Origin of the sequence: Paenibacillus qinlingensis (genome assembly GCF_013204845.1) — a bacterium.
Classification (GTDB): domain Bacteria; phylum Bacillota; class Bacilli; order Paenibacillales; family NBRC-103111; genus Paenibacillus_E; species Paenibacillus_E qinlingensis.
Window position 1 is genome coordinate 91,047 of the sequence record NZ_JABMKY010000004.1, and the last position, 18,413, is coordinate 109,459.

At 45.3% G+C, this 18,413-nt stretch carries 15 protein-coding genes; 14 read left to right on the forward strand and 1 reads right to left on the reverse strand.

Annotated elements, in window-relative coordinates:
* The first annotated feature begins 98 nt into the window (after positions 1–98).
* From HQN88_RS10065 to HQN88_RS10105, 9 genes are all read left to right on the forward strand, one after another.
* On the forward strand, positions 99–326 hold the full coding sequence (locus HQN88_RS10065; RefSeq protein WP_173110651.1) for a spore germination protein: 228 nt from the start codon (positions 99–101) through the stop codon (positions 324–326).
* Positions 327–445: 119 nt separating this feature from the next.
* Positions 446–691, forward strand: a complete 246-nt coding sequence (locus HQN88_RS10070) for a hypothetical protein (protein WP_173110653.1) — start codon at positions 446–448, stop codon at positions 689–691.
* Positions 692–859: 168 nt separating this feature from the next.
* Positions 860–2,698, forward strand: a complete 1,839-nt coding sequence (locus HQN88_RS10075; protein WP_173110655.1) for a sensor histidine kinase — start codon at positions 860–862, stop codon at positions 2,696–2,698.
* Positions 2,676–4,244, forward strand: a complete 1,569-nt coding sequence (locus HQN88_RS10080; protein ID WP_173110657.1) for a response regulator transcription factor — start codon at positions 2,676–2,678, stop codon at positions 4,242–4,244. Before HQN88_RS10075 ends, HQN88_RS10080 begins: the two co-directional genes overlap by 23 nt.
* Before the next feature lie 198 nt (positions 4,245–4,442).
* A complete protein-coding gene (locus HQN88_RS10085; RefSeq protein WP_173110660.1) occupies positions 4,443–6,137 on the forward strand; it encodes an extracellular solute-binding protein in 1,695 nt (564 codons plus the stop codon).
* A gap of 40 nt (positions 6,138–6,177) precedes the next feature.
* Complete coding sequence (locus tag HQN88_RS10090) at positions 6,178–7,110, forward strand: ABC transporter permease (protein WP_173110662.1); 933 nt, start codon at positions 6,178–6,180, stop codon at positions 7,108–7,110.
* A gap of 15 nt (positions 7,111–7,125) precedes the next feature.
* On the forward strand, positions 7,126–7,998 hold the full coding sequence (locus tag HQN88_RS37570; RefSeq protein ID WP_216855684.1) for a carbohydrate ABC transporter permease: 873 nt from the start codon (positions 7,126–7,128) through the stop codon (positions 7,996–7,998).
* A gap of 84 nt (positions 7,999–8,082) precedes the next feature.
* Positions 8,083–9,678: an extracellular solute-binding protein gene (locus HQN88_RS10100; RefSeq protein ID WP_173110664.1), complete on the forward strand. Its 1,596-nt coding sequence runs from the start codon at positions 8,083–8,085 to the stop codon at positions 9,676–9,678.
* A gap of 106 nt (positions 9,679–9,784) precedes the next feature.
* Positions 9,785–10,303: a DinB family protein gene (locus HQN88_RS10105; RefSeq protein WP_173110666.1), complete on the forward strand. Its 519-nt coding sequence runs from the start codon at positions 9,785–9,787 to the stop codon at positions 10,301–10,303.
* A 589-nt stretch (positions 10,304–10,892) separates the two neighbouring features.
* On the opposite strand, the gene HQN88_RS10110 is transcribed toward HQN88_RS10105, so the two are convergent.
* On the reverse strand, positions 10,893–11,324 hold the full coding sequence (locus HQN88_RS10110) for a VOC family protein (protein WP_173110668.1): 432 nt from the start codon (positions 11,322–11,324) through the stop codon (positions 10,893–10,895).
* Positions 11,325–11,554: 230 nt separating this feature from the next.
* On the opposite strand from HQN88_RS10110, the gene HQN88_RS10115 reads away from it, so the two are divergent.
* From HQN88_RS10115 to HQN88_RS10135, 5 genes are all read left to right on the forward strand, one after another.
* On the forward strand, positions 11,555–13,378 hold the full coding sequence (locus HQN88_RS10115) for a cache domain-containing sensor histidine kinase (protein WP_246320155.1): 1,824 nt from the start codon (positions 11,555–11,557) through the stop codon (positions 13,376–13,378).
* Positions 13,362–14,984 carry a response regulator gene (locus HQN88_RS10120; RefSeq protein WP_173110672.1) on the forward strand — a complete coding sequence of 541 codons (1,623 nt, stop codon included), beginning with the start codon at positions 13,362–13,364 and terminating at the stop codon, positions 14,982–14,984. The genes HQN88_RS10115 and HQN88_RS10120 overlap by 17 nt, the downstream gene beginning before the upstream one ends.
* A gap of 139 nt (positions 14,985–15,123) precedes the next feature.
* Complete coding sequence (locus tag HQN88_RS10125) at positions 15,124–16,518, forward strand: ABC transporter substrate-binding protein (protein WP_173110674.1); 1,395 nt, start codon at positions 15,124–15,126, stop codon at positions 16,516–16,518.
* Between the two features lie 82 nt (positions 16,519–16,600).
* A complete protein-coding gene (locus HQN88_RS10130) occupies positions 16,601–17,497 on the forward strand; it encodes a carbohydrate ABC transporter permease (RefSeq protein ID WP_173110676.1) in 897 nt (298 codons plus the stop codon).
* 18 nt (positions 17,498–17,515) lie between these two features.
* The gene (locus HQN88_RS10135; RefSeq protein ID WP_173110678.1) at positions 17,516–18,406 is read left to right on the forward strand and encodes a carbohydrate ABC transporter permease; all 891 of its coding nucleotides are present in this window, start codon (positions 17,516–17,518) and stop codon (positions 18,404–18,406) included.
* Positions 18,407–18,413 lie beyond the last annotated feature (7 nt).

Below are 18,413 nucleotides of genomic sequence, written 5' to 3' on the forward strand. Positions count from 1 at the left end.
TGTTCTTCTTCATGTTCATACGGCTATCCTTCCAACAAGTGACCAATAGGCACCTGAACACATACAATGGTTAAGAGTTGGAAGGGAGTGGCCGGAGCATGCCTGCAATTATTAACGGTGGAATCAAAATCCTTAATGTCGCCCAGGGCTCCAATGTCCAGATTGGCGATACCTTGGCAATCAACCTTACTAGCAGCTCCAAAATTTTTGCGGGAGCCAACTCGTTTTCGCCGGGGGATAGCTTTGGAAGTGTGCAGAATGTGCTGAATGGGAGCGCAAATACGGTCGATCCCGATATCGTGGATACGCCGAATACTACGATATAATTGCCGTTTATTAATTTCCATAAATTGGACGAATTTTACGCCGTGGTTGACGGTCCTAAAGGGATAGGGTGCTGCGAAGGATATACGGAACGCGAATCCATTTTAGGGGATAGAGAAGCTTGTTAAAACGAAAAGTGATTCGGATATATATTGGAAATCTCATGTGGTTTCTTCCAGTCCTCATTTTGATCATGGGGGTCAATCCTTCTGTCGCAAGCAGTTTCTGGTGGAAGGCACTAGGTTTTCTACTCTTTGCTGGTATTGTTGTCGTATGCATCAGTTCCTGGCTTCAGGCACACCGTGAACAACGCGAACTTGATAAAAAGCGACTCGATTATGAATCTGTTGTATACCGTCAATTCTAATAAGACTGACTGACCGTCGATGCGATACGCATGGGCGGTTTTTCGTACACCTAAAGATCGTATCCGTTTTTCGATAATAAATAGATGTCAGCAGGTAAGGGGATGTATTACACTAGTAGGTATCATTAGAACGGTAAGATTTGGCACAATTCAGGAGGCCATTTGTAGATGAAGCATCGGCAAGTGCTACAGTACATTAATCAGCATTTTAAAGTGAAATTAATTATGACACTGTCGATTATCATCATTCTTTGTTCCCTCATTACTGGGTACGTTTCGTATCGTATTTATTTGAATTTGTTTGAGAGTGAGATCAGTAAGCAGTATTTAACGAGCAGTGAACAGACGATCGAGCAGATTGGTTTTAAAATTCAAGATATGTATCGGATTACCGATTTTATTATTTTTCATCCACGGGTTGAGCAAATTGTGCAAGGGATTCGTGCGGAGCCGCCAGAGGGCGAGACCAAAGCCTATCGCAGATTTATTTTGGAACGAGAAATGTCGGAAATTTTGTTGCCATTGAAAAATGAAACACCGCAAATACGTGCATTATATATCGTCGATTTGGAAGGGAATAATTACTATTTCAGTCATACGAACCCGTCTATGCAGATTACGTTTCCTGACTTTTACAATAAGGTGAGGACAGGTGCGAACCAGACTTCAGCGGAGATCGTATGGCAGCGAGTAAGCATTCCGGATTCCTCCGATCCTTCCGGGGAGAAAAGCAATCTGGTCGCAACCCGCCTGCTCAAATCGACGAAACAACAAACTGTTTACGGCACACTGGTTATGATTATTGATGAGTCTTTTCTGACAAGTCCCCTAGACAAGCTGATGGCTGGAAGGACGACGGGGGCGTATATTTTCGACCAATATAATAAATTGCTGTATAGTCGAGTGCCGCAGGGCCGGGCCGGAATTATTCCTGCATGGGAAAATCAGGAGCGGTCATTTATCGAGCGGAATGAAAATGAGGATTATTTGTTTGTGAAAAGCGCCTATGAAGCCCGATCTTTCAAGCTGGTTAGTGGGATTTCCTTAGCGGATATCGAGGAAAAAGGCAGGATGGTATATCAGGTTGCCGTCATTTCAGGGCTCGTCAGTGTTCTGCTGATGGCGGTCTGTGTCTCCATTTTCAGTGGCAGGATGTTGAAGCCTTTACACGGACTAGTGTCCGCCATGCATCAATTGCGCAGAGGTAATCTGGAGGTTGAAATTCCCAAAACGTCGAACGATGAGTTTGCTTTTCTGGCGGAAAGTTTCAATCGGATGGTCGAGAACATTCAATCGTTGATCAAAGAAGTGTACGTCAGTAAGCTGAGTGAACAGGAAGCTGAGCTTAAGGCACTGCAGGCGCAGTTAAATCCGCATTTTTTATACAACGCACTGAACTCGATATATTGGAAAATCATGCTCTTGTACGACGATGTGGAGACGGCTTCCTTGGTGACAAGTTTATCTGATTTATTGCGATATTCATTGGAATCGGTATCTACGCCAAGTACTTTGCAAGATGAGCTTACGCAAATTCGCAATTATATGACGATCCAAGAGGCACGGCACGGGGAAGGGCTGCATGTTTCCATTGAAGCAGAGGAAGATTTGTTGGCTTGTGGCATGCAGAGGCTGATCCTACAGCCGTTAGTTGAGAATGTCTTCGTTCACGCGTTTCGTGATCAGCCGGACAACAAGCGGTTATGGATTCGAGCTTTCCGCCAAGATACTGATTTACAGATTGAAATCGAGGATAATGGGAGCGGCATTGATGAGGAGACATTTGTTGGTCTGACGGAAGATCTTTCGGTATATGACCATCAGAGAGAACGGGAAAGTATTGGTGTACGCAATGTTGTCCGTCGTATTTACTTGGTCTATGGCGATCCCTATCGCTTAGAAATCGAACGCTTGCCACAGGGCACGCGGATGCGTTTGATTTTGCCGTGTGAACAGATGAAGTCATTCGAAGGGGGAATGGTACATGAACCACATCTTATTAGTTGAGGATGAGCCGTTATTTCGCAAAGGGCTTGCCAAAATGATAACCGGCTCTGAGACCAACTGGCATGTCTGCGGTGAAGCTGAGAACGGACAGGAGGCAGAGATCCTCATAGCTGAGAGACTGCCGGACCTCGTCATAACGGACATTCGGATGCCCTTGATGGATGGTTTAGAGCTGCTGAAACGGAGTAAGCTCAAGTTCCCGCATATTGAGTTCATCGTCATAACGGGATTTCAGGATTTCCAATATGCGCAAGCCGCATTGCGGTACGGGGCCATGGATTTGCTAATCAAACCATGCGGTAAGCAGGAGATTTATGATGCGTTAGATAAAGCTGAGGTTCGGGTATTGGAAAAGCAAGCGAATTTGCGCAAAACAGAAACGGAGCATGCCTTATTACTAGAGAACACGCTAAGAGGGCTCTTGTTGCGATTCCCCTATCGTACAGAATTAGCAGCAGAGTTAGAGATGAGTTTAGCTGACTGCAAACTGATCTTATTTCAGATCACGGACTTCATGCCGTCACACAAACAGTATACAAAGAGGGATATGCCTTTACTGCAGTTTGCGGTGTTAAATATGATCAGTGAATTGCTTGATATATATCACATGGATGGAAAGCTGTTACTGATCGAAAATGGGCAGATTGCCTTGCTTTGTCAGGATGCTTTTGAGGAGAAGCTTGTTTGTGAAGCGGCTTGTGAAACGGTGGAACGTTTACTTGGCTTACAGATGTCTTCTTATTGTGCTGGGGCAGCAACCGGGGCACAGGAAATTGCCGATCTATACGAGACGGGGCGCAAGATGTTGGGCACCACAATGGTTGAGGCACAGAACAAAAACGATGCACAGGTTGATAAACAGTTATCGACGAATCGTGCACAGCAGCAGCTCATTAGTATGCAGACCATTGCGTTTATTTTAGCTGGACAAATCGAGTCGATGAAGCTTTATCTAGCTCAATTGATGAAAGACATCTATGGATTGTCGGTGGAAAATGGGAAAGTGGAGGCTTTGTCGTTCGGCTTTGCTTTACAGGATACAGCGCGCAAGCAGTTTGAGATGACATATGACCCGCTGTTATTGACTGAGCGCATTGCGTTGCTGCACGCCTGTGGCACGAATGATGAGGTGTCCCATTGGACGGGCATAGAATTGGATCGTTTCATGAGCAGCTTTACGGCGTGGCAGGAGAAATATAGCGAGAATGTTGTGTGGAAGGCAGCGCGATACATGGAGGAGCATTATGCGGAGCAGCTGCCGCTTCAATTGGTGGCCTCGCAGGTGCATTTGAATGCAACGTACTTCAGTCATCTGTTCAAAAAAGAAACAGGACGCAGCTTTGTTGATTACTTAATTGAGCTGCGGATGGAGAAAGCCAAGAGCCTCCTGGCTAACACGGATATGAAAATCACCGAGGTGTCGGGTGTCGTCGGGTACGATTTGCCGAACTATTTTGCTAAACTATTCAAGCAAACCACGGGCCTTTCGCCGAAGGACTACCGCAAGATGGTTCGCCCTGAGCCCATTAGCAACCTGAGGAATTGAAGAATTTTCTGTTGTATACCGTCCCCTATTGTCTATCTGAGACGCTGGGGGATTTTTTGTGCGCGCTTAGACAAGTGGCGTATGGAAAGCTGCATTTCCAGTTAGAATCTAAAAATCGTATCTATTTTCCCATAAATCGTAGATGTTGCATGTGCCCAATTTTCTTACAATTAACTACATAATGGTATGATAAACACAATGACAACGAGAGGGGGAAGTACGCTGCGTAATTCATTCCAACGAGCTTGCCTTCCAAAACTGATGACCACTGTGGCGATCATATCCATTATGACGGGCTGCTCTACCCATACTAAGAATACACAAGAAACCAACGCGCAGAAGTCTGAGAAACGGGGCAAGATTACAGTCGCGATTTATGATCGTGGCAACATCCCTTCCGGCCAGGGAACGATTGAAAACAATCTGATGACGAAGTGGATTAACCAAGCGGGTCCTGTAGATGTCACCTTCATTCCTGTGCCACGGACACAGTCCGAGCAGAAGCTGAACACCTTATTCGCAGGTGGAGGCGCACCTGATTTAATTCTGGAGTATGCGCCGCAAATTAAGAATCCGTTGATCGATCAGGGACAGCTTCGTCCCATCGACGATATGATTGAGAGTTACAGCACGACGTACAAGGCACTCTTGGCGAAATTTCCAGCATTGCGCAAAGCAGGGAGGGGTAGGGATGGTAAGCTGTACCAATTTGGCCGCATTAACGAAACGATTCCTCAGCGCGGCGTTTTTATTCGCAAGGATTGGCTGGAGAAGCTGCATCTGAACATTCCACAAACGACCGAGGAGATGTATCAGGTTGCCAAAGCATTCACCGAGCAGGATCCCGATGGGAATGGGAAAAAGGATACCTATGGCCTCGCCCTAGCCTATAGCTCTGTCGCTATACTGAACGAAATGTTCGGTGTTACCTATCCGAATTTCGTTGTTCAGGGCAACGAGCTCATTCATGGATGGGACAATATCCAGGCCGTAACAGCTTTCAAGAAAAGACTGTACAATGAGGGATTGGTTGACAAGGAATTTTATATCGACAAGTACGGGGCTAAGGCCAAGCGAGATTTCTTAAATGGGAAAATCGGCATTTATATGGAGCAGTTCAATGTCCCGATCACCTTTTACAATGACTTTTATTTGGGTCTGAAAAAGAGTGTACCTGATGCCGAGCTGGCTATTATGCCCTATCCGACAACCCCTGTGGGACGGTTTAATCCAATTTTCGTGAATCCAGTTCAAATGACGGGTGTCGTAAATGCCGAAACGAAGGATCCTGAAGCGGTTATGAAATATGTGGATTTCGCAGCTTCGGAGACGTTTATGAAAACGATGTACTACGGATTCGAAGGTGTGCACAGTAATACACTTCCAGGTCAATGCCCGCAGGTGACGGACTTGAGTAAATGGCAGAAGGAATTCAACTATGCGTCTGGCGATTTCGGGATGTTAGCCTCACCAACACTTGCCGGTAAATGCTACTTCGGTGTGGAGAAAATGGATACGAAAGACCCCTTGCAGCAGGAAGTTAAGAAGATGTTTGAAGCGAACTCTGCCTTTATCGATTTTAATTTGCAGATGGCAGGACCCACGCATTCCGAGCAAATGCCGCAGCTGTCGAAAGATCTTCAGCAGATTCTCACAGACACGATGAAGCAAGTGGATGTAGGCGAAGGCGACATTTGGATGAAGGCCATTCTGACACCGAATTATTCGCCAGAGCAAGCGAAGAAGGATGCTATTGCGGTTTGGGAGAAGGCGGGAGGCGCACAAGTGGATGCTTGGTACAAAGCATTTTATGAGAAGGACAAGGATACCATTATTTTGAGCAAAGATATTTATGATATTTTCAAGCAACAACGTGCGCTTCAGAACAAATAAGAGGCGTACCTGACACTCAGTTAGGTGGTGACGAATCGGTATGGCATCCGAGATTGCTAGGAGTAAGACGCAGCTTGCATTGCGTTACATCAATAAGAAGAAATATTTGTACATCCTTTTGATTCCCGCTGTTGTGTACTTTCTCATTTTCAATTATGTGCCGATGTACGGCATTATCATTGCGTTTAAGGATTTTAATTTCGCCAAAGGGATTGTCGGAAGTCCCTGGATTGGCTTCGAGAACTTCCGATACATGTTTGGGCTCAGTGACTTCTACACGGTTTTTTGGAACTCGTTGTACTTAAGTTTTCTACGACTGGTGTTTGGGTTTCCATTCCCGATTCTACTGGCATTGCTGCTCAATGAGATGCGTAACCGTACCTATCAACGTATTACGCAAACGATTATCTATCTGCCGCATTTTATTTCTTGGGTGGTCATTGGGGGTATTCTGGTCAACTTCTTATCCCCGTCATGGGGCGTCGTGAATATTTTCTTGAAGCAGTTTGGCTTCGAGCCTGTGTTCTTCCTAGCGGATACGAATTACTTCCGACCTTTGGTGATCCTCAGCAGTATGTGGAAGGAATCGGGTTGGGAAAGCATCTTGTACTTAGCCGCAATGGTAGGGATCAATACCGAACTGTACGAGGCCGCTAGTATCGATGGCGCGAACCGCTTCCAAAGAATCCTATACGTCACGCTGCCAGGGATCAAATCGACGATTATTATCCTGCTGATTCTAAGGCTGGGTCATATTATGGGTAATGGTTTTGAACAGATTTTTGTCTTGCAGAATCCGTTGAACCTCAGTGTTTCCGAAGTGTTTGAGACCTATGTGTACCGCGTCGGTTTGATTGGCGGAAGGTTCTCTTTCGGTACAACTGTTGGGCTGTTCACCTCTGTGATTGGGTTAATATTCCTGCTAGCGAGCAATCAGATCGCAAAGTGGATGAAAGAAGATGGGATTTGGTAAGAGGAGGTTACAGTTGTGGGTATTCGATCGTTTGGCGATAAAGTTTTTGATGGTTTGAATTATGGCATTGTGACGCTGTTTGCAATCGTTTGCTTATTTCCATTCTTCTATGTGGCTGCATTCTCGATTACACCGTACTCCGAGTATTTGGCGAATCCCTTGAAGCTCATTCCTTATCACATTGAGCTGGCGGCGTATAAGCAGATTTTGCAGATGCCGCTCATGTGGACAGGGTATAAGAATACGCTGCTCATCACGATTATAGGTGTAGTTCTCAATATTTTCCTGCTCCTGATCTCAGCTTATCCGCTATCCAAAACGGACTTAAAGGGTAGAAATATCATTATGATTCTCATTACCTTCACGATGTTCTTCAATGGTGGCTTGATTCCTAACTTTTACTTAATCAAAACGTTGCATTTATACAACACTTTGTGGGCAATGATCTTACCGGGCGTCTTGGGCGCCTACAATTTGATCTTAATGAAGAACTTTGTAAGCGCTATACCGGCGAGCTTGGAGGAATCGGCTTTTATCGATGGGGCGAATGAAATCAAGGTTTTATATAAAATCATCGTGCCGCTTTCTAAACCGGCTATTGCGACCTTCGTTATTTTCCATGCGGTGACGCAGTGGAACACGTTCTTCTCGGCGATTATTTACACCTCCAAGCGAAGTTTGTGGCCATTGATGTTGATTCTGCGGGACATGGTCGTTGATGATGGCGGCATTGCCAAAGATGCCATGGATATGAACAACAGCGGTATTACGGTATTCACGATTAAAATGGCGATCATCATTTTTGCGACACTCCCGATTCTGCTCGTGTATCCTTTCCTACAAAAGTATTTCATGAAGGGTGTACTGGTTGGTTCGATTAAAGGGTAATTTCATCATTTCGTAAGGGTAAGCCTCGATTAAATCTGCCATTTCGCAGTTTAATAATAGCGATACATAAAGGAGATGTTGGTATTGAAAGGGTCAGTCAAAAGCATCGCAAGCAGTCTCATTTGCATCGGGTTATTGTCTTCCATCGTTATGGCTTGTAGTTCTACCACGGATACACCGGCTAGCACAACAGCTGCATCGGCGGCACCAGGTGCAAGCACAGCGACAGCAGCACCAGCCAAATCAGCGCCTGTCAGTATCAAAATGTTTAACCGGGTCAATGCGAACGTGGTCATTGATAACAATCCTGTCATTGCTGAGGCTGAAAAGCTGGCCAATGTGAAGCTATCTGTTGAGGCACCTCCAATTAACAATTATGTCGAGAAACTTCAGGTACTTATGGCATCCGGTGATCTGCCAGATCTCGTGTATAACTGGGGCGGGGCAGACGCGAATCTGGAGAAATGGTCCAAAGACGGTCTACTGACGCCGCTTGATGACAAGATTGCGAAATATCCGAATTTGACGAAAAACATTACGAAAGAAATGTGGGACGCTGTTAAATCCATCAACGATGGGAAAACGTACATTATTCCTAGAACGAATGTTGTGAATCACTGGGGGTACATGGTCAACCAGCAATGGCTGAATAAGTTGAATTTAAAAGCGCCTACAACGCTGGATGAGTTTACGAATGTGTGTAAAGCTTTTACCAATAATGACCCAGATGGCAATGGTAAAGCCGATACCTACTGTCTGAGCTTGTCCAATCCTAGCCTTGGCAGCAACACAGTGTGGAATTCAACCTTCTTCTTGGCCTCTGCCTTTAATCTTCCGATCATCAATGGCGTCAAAGATACCGATGGTGCTTATAAAATCAGAGAGAAAATGTCCGGCTATATTCCTTTCTTGACGTATTTGAAAGGCCTAAATGAACAAAAACTCATCGATCCTGAGTACCTGATTAACAAGATTTATGTGGATCAAGAGAAGCTGAATCAGAATCGCGTCGGTATCATTTATTCTCATCAGTACGCGGTTATGGCTAACTTAGCCAAGGATAAGGAATCTGACAAAAAGTACGCGTATCAACCAGTATTAAAAGATAGCAAGGGTGTAGCCATGGATCTCGTTACGCCGGCAGTGTGGGGCGGCTGGATGATTCCGAAATCGTCCAAAAATGTGGATGGCGTGTTGAAATTCCTAGATTGGGGCAATACAACGGAAGCGAACACATTGTTCCAATTAGGTACGAAAGGGTTAACGTTTGAAAGCTATGATCCTGCCACGAAAAATATTTCTCGTACAGCCGACCAAGCAACCAAACTTGCTTCCACAACGAGCACGTATATGACGCTTGCGAACGCGATTGATGGCAACCCAGCTATTATTGAGGGTGCAGATACGGTAGACAGACTGAATACGTACAAAGCGCAATTGGATGCGGCATTGAAGCAAATGACTTTAGTCAACGTACCTGCCGTTCGCTCCCCTAAAATCTTGAACCTGAATACAGCCATTCCGGATCTAGTGAAGAAAAAAGACGATCAAGAATTGAAATACTTGATGGGTACGCTGACTCTTCAACAGTTTAAGGATTTCTTGGAGAAAGAATGGTATCCAGCTACAGCGGATGCAGAGAAGGAATACGTGGATTACATGAATAAGCAAGGAAAATGAGAAAACGCGAAATAAGTACCCTGACAGACAGTTGTCAGGGTATTCCCTTTATAATAAGGGTATAACTGGAAATAGCAATTAAACCAATTGAAGGAGTGTATGTTGAATGACACAAACGGCTGAACGGATGTATGACTATCATGTATGGGCGAATCAAACGCTGATAAACAGGTTGAAGGAGCTTCCACAGGAGGTGTACCGACAAGAGATTCAGAGTGTATTTCCGACAATTTCGAAAGTGATTGCTCATATCTATCTGACAGATCGCACTTGGTTAGACATACTTGGAGGTAGGAGTATGAAGGCAGCTATGGAAGCTTCTTGGCCGATAACTGAAGCAACAGAGCGCAAAAGCTTGGAGGAACTAGAGGTCATGTATACCGAGTTATCACTGCGATTTAAGGCATTTCTGAAGGAACAGCCTGATTTGGAAAAGAAGATCACGGTCGATAACCCCTATGCAGGCATAAGGGAGACTAGTTTGGCTGAAATGGTTCTACAAGTTGTGAATCACGCAACGTATCATCGGGGAAATGTCACGGCTATGCTGCGCCAAATGGGTCATGCTTCCGTCATGACGGAATACGCGTTGTTCTGGTATGCAGGTGCTGAGCAGACTATTTAAACACGTTGAAGCTAAGGATTTGTTGCGCGGTTACTTGCTCCCGCGTTGTAACCAATTCAGGAGGCTTTAAAAACTTGCCTCACCTTCCAGAACTGTACAGCCATCGAAAGTTTGCTCCACCTTCCAGAACTGTACAGCCATTTAAAACTGGCCCCACTTTCCTGGACTGCTCAACCATCGAAAACTTGCCCCAGCTACGGGCACATCCCAGCGCCATTCGCATAATAGATGGATTTTATGATGTTAATTTGAGCGAAATCAGCTGAAAAATTGGATTAGATGGATTATATGTAGCTAATTTTGAGGATATCCGATGAGTTGGCGAAAATCGGGGATATTAACTGTAGTAAATCCATCTAAACAGCACATTTGCGCAAAATGTGCCGAAATAGATGGATTTTTTCCATTTAATCGCTTCGGTGACCAGTCGGTGAGTCGGCCGTGTGGCCAAAGCACCAGCCAGTCAGTCTGTCTGTCTGTCAGTGAGCGGTCGTGTGATCAGCAAGCGTTCTGTCACTCAGTTGGCTGCCAGCCCAACTCCAAACAAAACGGCCCTGTCGCAGTCATGCGAACAGGGCCATTGTCACGTTTAATTCATCGCTTCGCCTTCGGTGAACACCTGGAAGGTCACGCCGAACTTATCCTTCACTTGTCCGTAGGCTGGGCTGAAGAATGCTTCATGAAGGTCCATAATGACGGTGCCGCCTTCTTTGAGACCTTCGAAAAATTGCTTCGATTTGCTTGCATCCTTCGTTGTAATACAAATCGTCACCTGATCTCCCTGTTGAACGGGTTTACCTGGGTCGGAGTCCGAAAACATCAGTTGACTTTCGCCGATTTGAAGCATGGCATGGGAAATAAGTCCTTTTTGTTCATCAGCAAGCGGGTAATCTGGGCTGGCAGGCATTTCACCAAAGGTCTGTTTAAATAGGACTTGCGCATCCAGCGCTTTTTCATAAAAGGCAATAGCTTCGCCAGCAGTACCAGGTAAAACTAGATACGGAGTTAAACGAACGGACATCACTAAACAGCTCCTTAGATTTGAAGTAGTTGAAGAGGAAAAAGTCTACCTCTTATTATTACCACATTTACTAGGAAAAATAAAGAACATATGTTCTTTTTAATTTTCTGTATAACGAAATAACTGCCCTCGATCTCGAATTTCCCTCATGCCCTCGGAGAGTGACCTATACTATAATATAGTAGATAAAGACTATCTTCTTACATCCTAGAAAGGTGCTAATGTCGCCTATGAATAAGCTTGCTCTCTGGTCGTGGCTGTCTCGCCTGTTCCATTCCTTCTCACTCAAACAACGTATATGGTTTACTTTTGTCATATTAATTACCGCAGGTCTGGTGGCAACAGGGAGCATCGCCTACCTCATCGCGTCCAAAGAAATTCAGCGCAATGCGATGCAGTCGAGTCAGGATACCGTGAATCAATCTGCACAAATCGTGAATGAAAGACTGAAAAATATCGGGACCGCTGTGCGGGCACTCATGTTCAGCGATGCTTTCAAGCAGTTGATGAAAGATGTTCAGAACAAGGATAGCACGAGCTACTATAAGTCATTGACGGCTTTGCAGTACGTTTTCTCACAAGTAAAATTCAACGATTCCATGATCGAGAGTATACTCATTGCCACGCCGATTGGGGATTTTTATCCGACCTCAAGTGTACGTAATATTTCGAACTCGTTTTATGAATCGGACATGTTTAAGCAATTTAAGCTTTTGAAGCGCGGATTTTGGAGCACTGGGCATGTGGATCCGTTCTTTACGGGGAAACAGAGGGTCATCTCGCTTGTCGCAGAGGGTGTAAGTGAAGATTCGATCATGCTTAACGAACCAACCAATGTGTACGTAGTCATCAATGTGAAGGAAGATGATTTACGTGAACTATTTATGGATAATTTGTCGGACCCTAATAAGCAATACTACTTCGTAGATTCGCAAGGTGAAGATATTAACTACGCCGATCGTATTCAGGATAAAGCCTTCATTCAACGCCCCGATTTTGTGCATCAACTTAGCAATGATAGTAAAGGATCATTCTTTTTTAAGGATAAGGACAGGAATAACTACCTCGTTAACTATGCGCGTCTAGACGTCAAGGACGATTGGATGATTGTCAGTGTCCAAGCCAAAGATAAATTGTTAGCCAAATTGAATGGCATCAAACAAGCCACAACATATGTGACAATCGGCTTCATTCTGGTTTCTCTGTTTATCACAAACAATCTAACGCTCTTGCTGCTCAAGCCGCTGTTTCGACTGCAAAAACTGATGAAACGCGTAGAAGAGAATGATCTGGAAGTACGATTTGAAAGTGAATATAAGGATGAAGTTTCTCAGGTTGGATTCCGCTTCAACCGGATGTTGGACGAGATAAAACAGCTTATTGCGGATGTCACCAATCGGGAACGCGATAAACGAAGGGCAGAGATTAAGGCGTTGACGGCGCAAATGGATCCGCATTTTTTCTATAACACGCTCAATACGATCTACTGCAAATCAGTCCTGGGTGAAAACGAAGACGTGAATGAAATGATTTTGGCCTTATCGAATATGTTCCAATTGAGCTTAAGTGGGGGCAGGGATTTGATTCCTCTCGCAGATGAGCTCGATCATGTTCGTCAATATTTGGCGATTCAGCAAAGGTCGTATGAGAATTTATTCGTCTTCCAAATGGAGGTCGAGCCAGAGTTGCAAACTTGCCTTGTACCTAAAATTATCATTCAGCCATTGATTGAAAATAGCATTTTGCACGGCTTCAAGGATATGACCTCCGGTGGTGAAATTCAGCTCCGAGCTCGAGCCGAAGATGAGTGGCTGCATATCACGGTGGAGGATAACGGACATGGTCTCGTTCCCGAACGCCTTCTCCAAAGCATGATGCACAAGGTGGCCTCGAAACATGGCTATGCCCTGCGCAATATTTATACGCGTCTACAGCTGTACTATGGGAATGATCAACGGATGGAGATCGGGGCGAATGCATGTGGCGGAGCTCAAATCGACTTGTGGCTGCCACGTTATGAGAATGAGGAGGATTTCCATGGACCGACTAATTAAGCTATGCGTGGTGGATGATATTCGAAGTGTCGTGGATATGATTACGAAGAAAATTCCATGGGAAGATCATGGGATTGAAGTCGTTGGAAGTGGGACCAATGGCGAGGAAGGTTTTGCGGTAATTCGTGAAACACGGCCAGACCTGATTCTAACCGACATTCGTATGCCCAAAATGGATGGTCTAGAAATGACACGCAATATTATGGAGATCCTGCCTACGAGTAAAGTTATTATTTTAAGCGCGTATACCGACTTCGATTATGCCCAAAAAGCGATCCAATACGGCGCATTAGATTATGTGAAGAAGCCTTTTTCCATTGAACAGATTGTGAAAGCGGTCGTAAAAGCGAAGGAAGTTTGGGAGCAGGAGAACCTGAGCCGTACGCAATTGATCAGCCTTCAACAGAAAATTAAAGAAAGCATGCCAGCCCTCAGACAAGAGTATTTGTCGCTGTTGGTTTACCATCAGACGAATGAAGCGGAATTGGCGCGATTATCAGATTTTTTGGACATTAATGAGCTGAAGGCGCCGTTCGCGGTAATGACGATCCAAATTGATCAGTTTACCGATAAATATGGGGAAGTGCCGGTTAAAGAGTTAGAGCTAGTTCGTTTTTCCTTGCAAAATATTGTGGAAGAAACGATTGCCTTAGGCGGGCCAGCGTTTGTGTTCCGGGAGGGTTTCAATCGCTATATTTGTATTCTCCATGTGGCGAATCATGAAATGCCGATTGCAATTGCAGATCAATGCTGCGCGAACATTGCACGACATACGAAATTTACGATCTCCATTGGCATTGGAAATCGTGTGGAGACCGTGGAAGAGCTGCCGAAGAGTTATCAGCAGTCGCTTAGCGCGTTATCGTATCATTTTTATACGGGTGGGAATGGTGCATTTAGCTTTAATTCGGATGCCAAAGCGGTTCCAGTGGAGTGGATTTACACGGAGGATAGCGAGAATGAGTTTCTGTTCGCTTTTCGCTCGGGGAATCGAGATGCCTGCGTCGAATGGGCGACGACGATTTTCACGGAGATGGGAAAAGTGGCCGTTCTCCCTGAGCCTGGTGTCGTTGAGCGACTGCTGCAAGGCCTTGTCCTTCGCATGCTGCGGGTGCTGATGGAGAAATTCCCTCGCCATAGCTTAGCTGAATTTGAAGCGAAAAACGAGGAGATTAGAGATAGCGGTGCGGCTCTCCTAGAATATCGGGCTTGGTTCATTGAGCTGTGCGAATTAGGCTGTCGACTGATCCATCAAGAACGGGCGAGCGAGTCGCAGAAAATCATCCTTCGTTCAGCGGAGTACATCAAAGCGAATCTGGACATTGATTTGACCTTGGAGCACTGTGCAAAGCAGGTTAACTTAAGTTGGGGCTACTATTCAAATTTGTTCAAAAAAGTGACCGGTTCGACCTTCCAACAATTCGTTACGCAAGCCAAAATGGAGCGGGCGAAGTCGATGCTAATCGAGGATTATCAGGTGCAAGAAATCGCGCAACAACTGGGTTACGAGCATCGGCGTTATTTCAGCGAGGTATTTAAAAAGCAGACCGGCCTCACGCCGACGGAATTCAAAGAAATGTCGCTGGGCAAGCCCTCTAAGCCGTGAGGGCTTGCTTGTTTTATGAGCAGGCGGTGGGCAATATATAGAAATACCTGCCCTCATTCAAGAGTTGACCTCATTATCAGGACATCGTAATTCTTTTACTATTAGAAGTGTAAACAACAGATTTAAGGGAGGCTTACACATGATTAAGAAACTAGGGACGGTCACATTAACAGTCGCACTCGCAGGCAGCTTAGCAGCTTGCAGCTCCACCAAAACCGATACAGCAGCAAGCCCAGCGGCATCGGCGAAAGCGTCAACTGCGCCAGCGAGCGCGGCACCTGCCAAAGCCAAAACGAAGCTTTCTTATTGGACGGGTGACCGTCATGATATGGACTATATTAAGAGTGTTGTACAGAAATTTAACGAAACGAATGGCGAAAACATTGAAGTTGAAATGGTTGTAAAGACGGAAGACTTCAACCAAGCGATTGATTTGGCTTTTGCTTCCGGACAGGCGCCTGACATCATTCGTGTCAAAGAAAATACAATCCAGCCTTTTGCAGCGAAAGGGTATCTGAAACCGATTGATTCTTATGTAACGGATGCGATTAAGAAGAAATTCCCAGTCATTGATGATTTCAACCGCATTGGTGGCAAAATGTACAGCCTTCCAAACTACGGATCGACGATTCGTCTCGTTTATAACAAAGAGCTTTTCGCTAAAGCTGGCATCGCGGCACCTCCGAAAACATTGAAAGAAATGGTTGAGGATGCGAAGAAAATTACCGCAGTTGGTAAAGCGAATGGTTCCTACGGCTTCGCGCAGAACTTCAAGAGCCCAGACAGTGCCCTTGGTCGTTCAGCAAGAGTCATTGCAGAAGCTAGCGGCTACGGCGGCTTTGGGTATGATTTCAAAACAGCGAAGTTTGATTTCGCAGGGTACAAAGATATCATTCAATCCTTCAAGCAAATGGTGGACGATGGCAGCACATTACCAGGTATGGAATCCTTGGATATTGATCCGCTTCGTGCACAATTCGCGGAAGGGAAAATCGGTATGTACATCTCCTTCTCTTCGGAGCCAGGCGTCTACGCGAACCAATTCCCAGCCAAGATTGAATGGGCTGCAGCGCCTGTTCCAACCATTGATGGCACGATCAAAGGCGCAAGTTCATTCCTTGGCGGCCAATGGCTATCTATCAGCAACACAACCAAAAATGCCGATCAAGCTTGGAAGTTCATGCAATTCATGTATGAAGATGAAGTCTTGAAAACGTATCACGAAAAAGGCTTTGGCTTGTCGATGGTACCATCTGTATCCTCTGTTGCCAAAAAACCAGAGATCAAAGGTATTGAAGGCTTCTTACCTAGTGGAAATGACGGCACATGGCCGCTTCAACCAACCGTTACGGTTGAAGGTATGAAATTCAATGATGCTTTCTTCAAATATATGATCAGCGGAGGTAACTTGGATCAGATTATTCAAGATTTGAGCAAACGTTATAACGATGCGTTGGATAAAGCAGTCGCCAAAGGCGATGTCAAAGTAGCGCCGAATCCAAGCTTCGATCCAATGAAATTAATGATGAAATAGAGCTAACTGAAGAGGCATACAGCGAGGGTGGAGGTTAAACTCCACTCTCGCTCTCTACTTAGCGTGAAGGAGGAAGGAATGGATGAACAGAACACGCCAGATCGGGTTTTCCTACTTATTTTTGTTTCCAAGCTTTCTACTGACCATGGTGCTGGGCGTCTATCCGATTGCTTGGGCAATTCGATACATGTTTTATGAGTACAAAGGCTACGCGGCTCCTACGTTTATTGGATGGGATAACTTCAGTCGACTCTTCCGGGATACGGAGTACTGGCATTCTGTAGTAAATACATTCGTCTATGCAGGTGGGAAGCTCATTATAACTCTTCCGTTATGCTTATTACTTGCCGTTATATTGAACTCTAAACTGCGCGGACGCAACTGGTTAAGAGCCATCTATTTCATGCCTACGATCATTAGCTCAGCTGTCATGGCTGTCGTATTCTTTATCATTTTCAACTCGTACAACGGTATTCTTAATCAGTATTTATTAAAGTTTCATATCATCTCTGAAAGAATCGATTGGCTCGGACCCAAGCATGCGATGCTGACAACGATCCTCATTGCGGTGTGGGGGGCGGTAGGGAACTACATGCTGTTGTTTCTAGCTGGTCTTCAAAATATCCCGAATGATGTGTACGAAAGCTCATCCTTGGACGGCGCGAATAAATGGCAGCAGTTCTGGTATTTAACGATTCCAATGTTAGGTCCCGTGCTGCAAATTGTGATCATGCTCGCGATCATCAACTCTCTCAAAGGGTATGAGAGCATTATGGTTCTTACCGAAGGCGGACCGGTAGGGAAGACGGAAGTCATGTATCTTTACGTTTACAAGCTCTTTTTCCCAACACCATCAGGGGCTCTGACAGATCAACAATTTGGTTACGGCAGCGCTGTTGGCTTCATGACTGCTGTCATAGTCGGCATCATTACCCTTGTATATCATGGGATGTCGAAGCGTCTAAACAAACTTCAATAGGAAGGAGACCCCAGAATCATGGAAGTGACAAAATCGATACCTACTGTTCATATAAAGAAACCAACACAGTCGTTTTCAGTGGGGAAATGGGGCGGAAGAGCGCTGCTCTGGTTATTTTTACTGTTAACCGCCTTGCTCATCGTTTTCCCGGTCGTTGTGACTTTTTTAGGCTCCTTTATGTCAAATTTGGAGATTACTAAGGGGGGCAAGATATTCCCGTCTTCCTGGCATATTGAGAATTATAAGGAAGCCTGGGTACAGGCCAACTTTGCGAGATTTACATGGAATAGCTTGTTCTTGAGTGGAGCAACGACGATCGGCGTACTGACCGTAGCTTCCATGGCAGCTTATGTGGTTGACCGTATTAAATTTCCAGGAAAAACGATCTATGTGGCGATACAAGCGTCCACCATGTTTATCTCCATTGGCGCAGTCGTCATTCGACCGCAGTTTGAGCTGATGGTGAAGTTACACTTGAATACGAGTTTATGGGGCGTTGTTCTCATTCTAGTTAGCGGTCACGCGTATATCTTCTTTATTCTACTAAGCTTTCTGCAGGGTATTTCCCGGGAATTAGACGAAGCCGCGCGAATAGACGGCTGTTCCAATGCAGGCATTTTCTGGCGAATTATTTTGCCTTTGATGCGACCAGGACTCGGGGTTGGCGCCTTGTTTACCTTTTGCGGGGCGTGGAACGAGTACTTGCGTCCGTTAGTGTTCACGATGACGAATCCAAAGTTGCAAACGTTGACCGTTGGATTATCCTACCTGCGTTATGGCTCATCGGCAGCCGTTCAAACGCATTATATGCTGGCGGGAGCGTGCTTATCGATTCTTCCGTTGTTGTTGGTTTATATGATTGCGAATCGTTCATTTATGCAAATGACGGCGGGTTCATTGAAAGGCTAGGAGGACT

Coding starts and splice junctions, on each gene's coding strand:
- HQN88_RS10065 (WP_173110651.1), top strand. CDS start 99: ATGCCTGCAATTATTAACGGTGGAATCAAAATCCTTAATGTCGCCCAG.
- HQN88_RS10075 (WP_173110655.1), top strand. CDS start 860: ATGAAGCATCGGCAAGTGCTACAGTACATTAATCAGCATTTTAAAGTG.
- HQN88_RS10080 (WP_173110657.1), top strand. CDS start 2,676: ATGAACCACATCTTATTAGTTGAGGATGAGCCGTTATTTCGCAAAGGG.
- HQN88_RS10085 (WP_173110660.1), top strand. CDS start 4,443: ATGACAACGAGAGGGGGAAGTACGCTGCGTAATTCATTCCAACGAGCT.
- HQN88_RS10090 (WP_173110662.1), top strand. CDS start 6,178: ATGGCATCCGAGATTGCTAGGAGTAAGACGCAGCTTGCATTGCGTTAC.
- HQN88_RS10105 (WP_173110666.1), top strand. CDS start 9,785: ATGACACAAACGGCTGAACGGATGTATGACTATCATGTATGGGCGAAT.
- HQN88_RS10110 (WP_173110668.1), bottom strand. CDS start 11,324: ATGTCCGTTCGTTTAACTCCGTATCTAGTTTTACCTGGTACTGCTGGC.
- HQN88_RS10115 (WP_246320155.1), top strand. CDS start 11,555: ATGAATAAGCTTGCTCTCTGGTCGTGGCTGTCTCGCCTGTTCCATTCC.
- HQN88_RS10120 (WP_173110672.1), top strand. CDS start 13,362: ATGGACCGACTAATTAAGCTATGCGTGGTGGATGATATTCGAAGTGTC.
- HQN88_RS10125 (WP_173110674.1), top strand. CDS start 15,124: ATGATTAAGAAACTAGGGACGGTCACATTAACAGTCGCACTCGCAGGC.
- HQN88_RS10130 (WP_173110676.1), top strand. CDS start 16,601: ATGAACAGAACACGCCAGATCGGGTTTTCCTACTTATTTTTGTTTCCA.
- HQN88_RS10135 (WP_173110678.1), top strand. CDS start 17,516: ATGGAAGTGACAAAATCGATACCTACTGTTCATATAAAGAAACCAACA.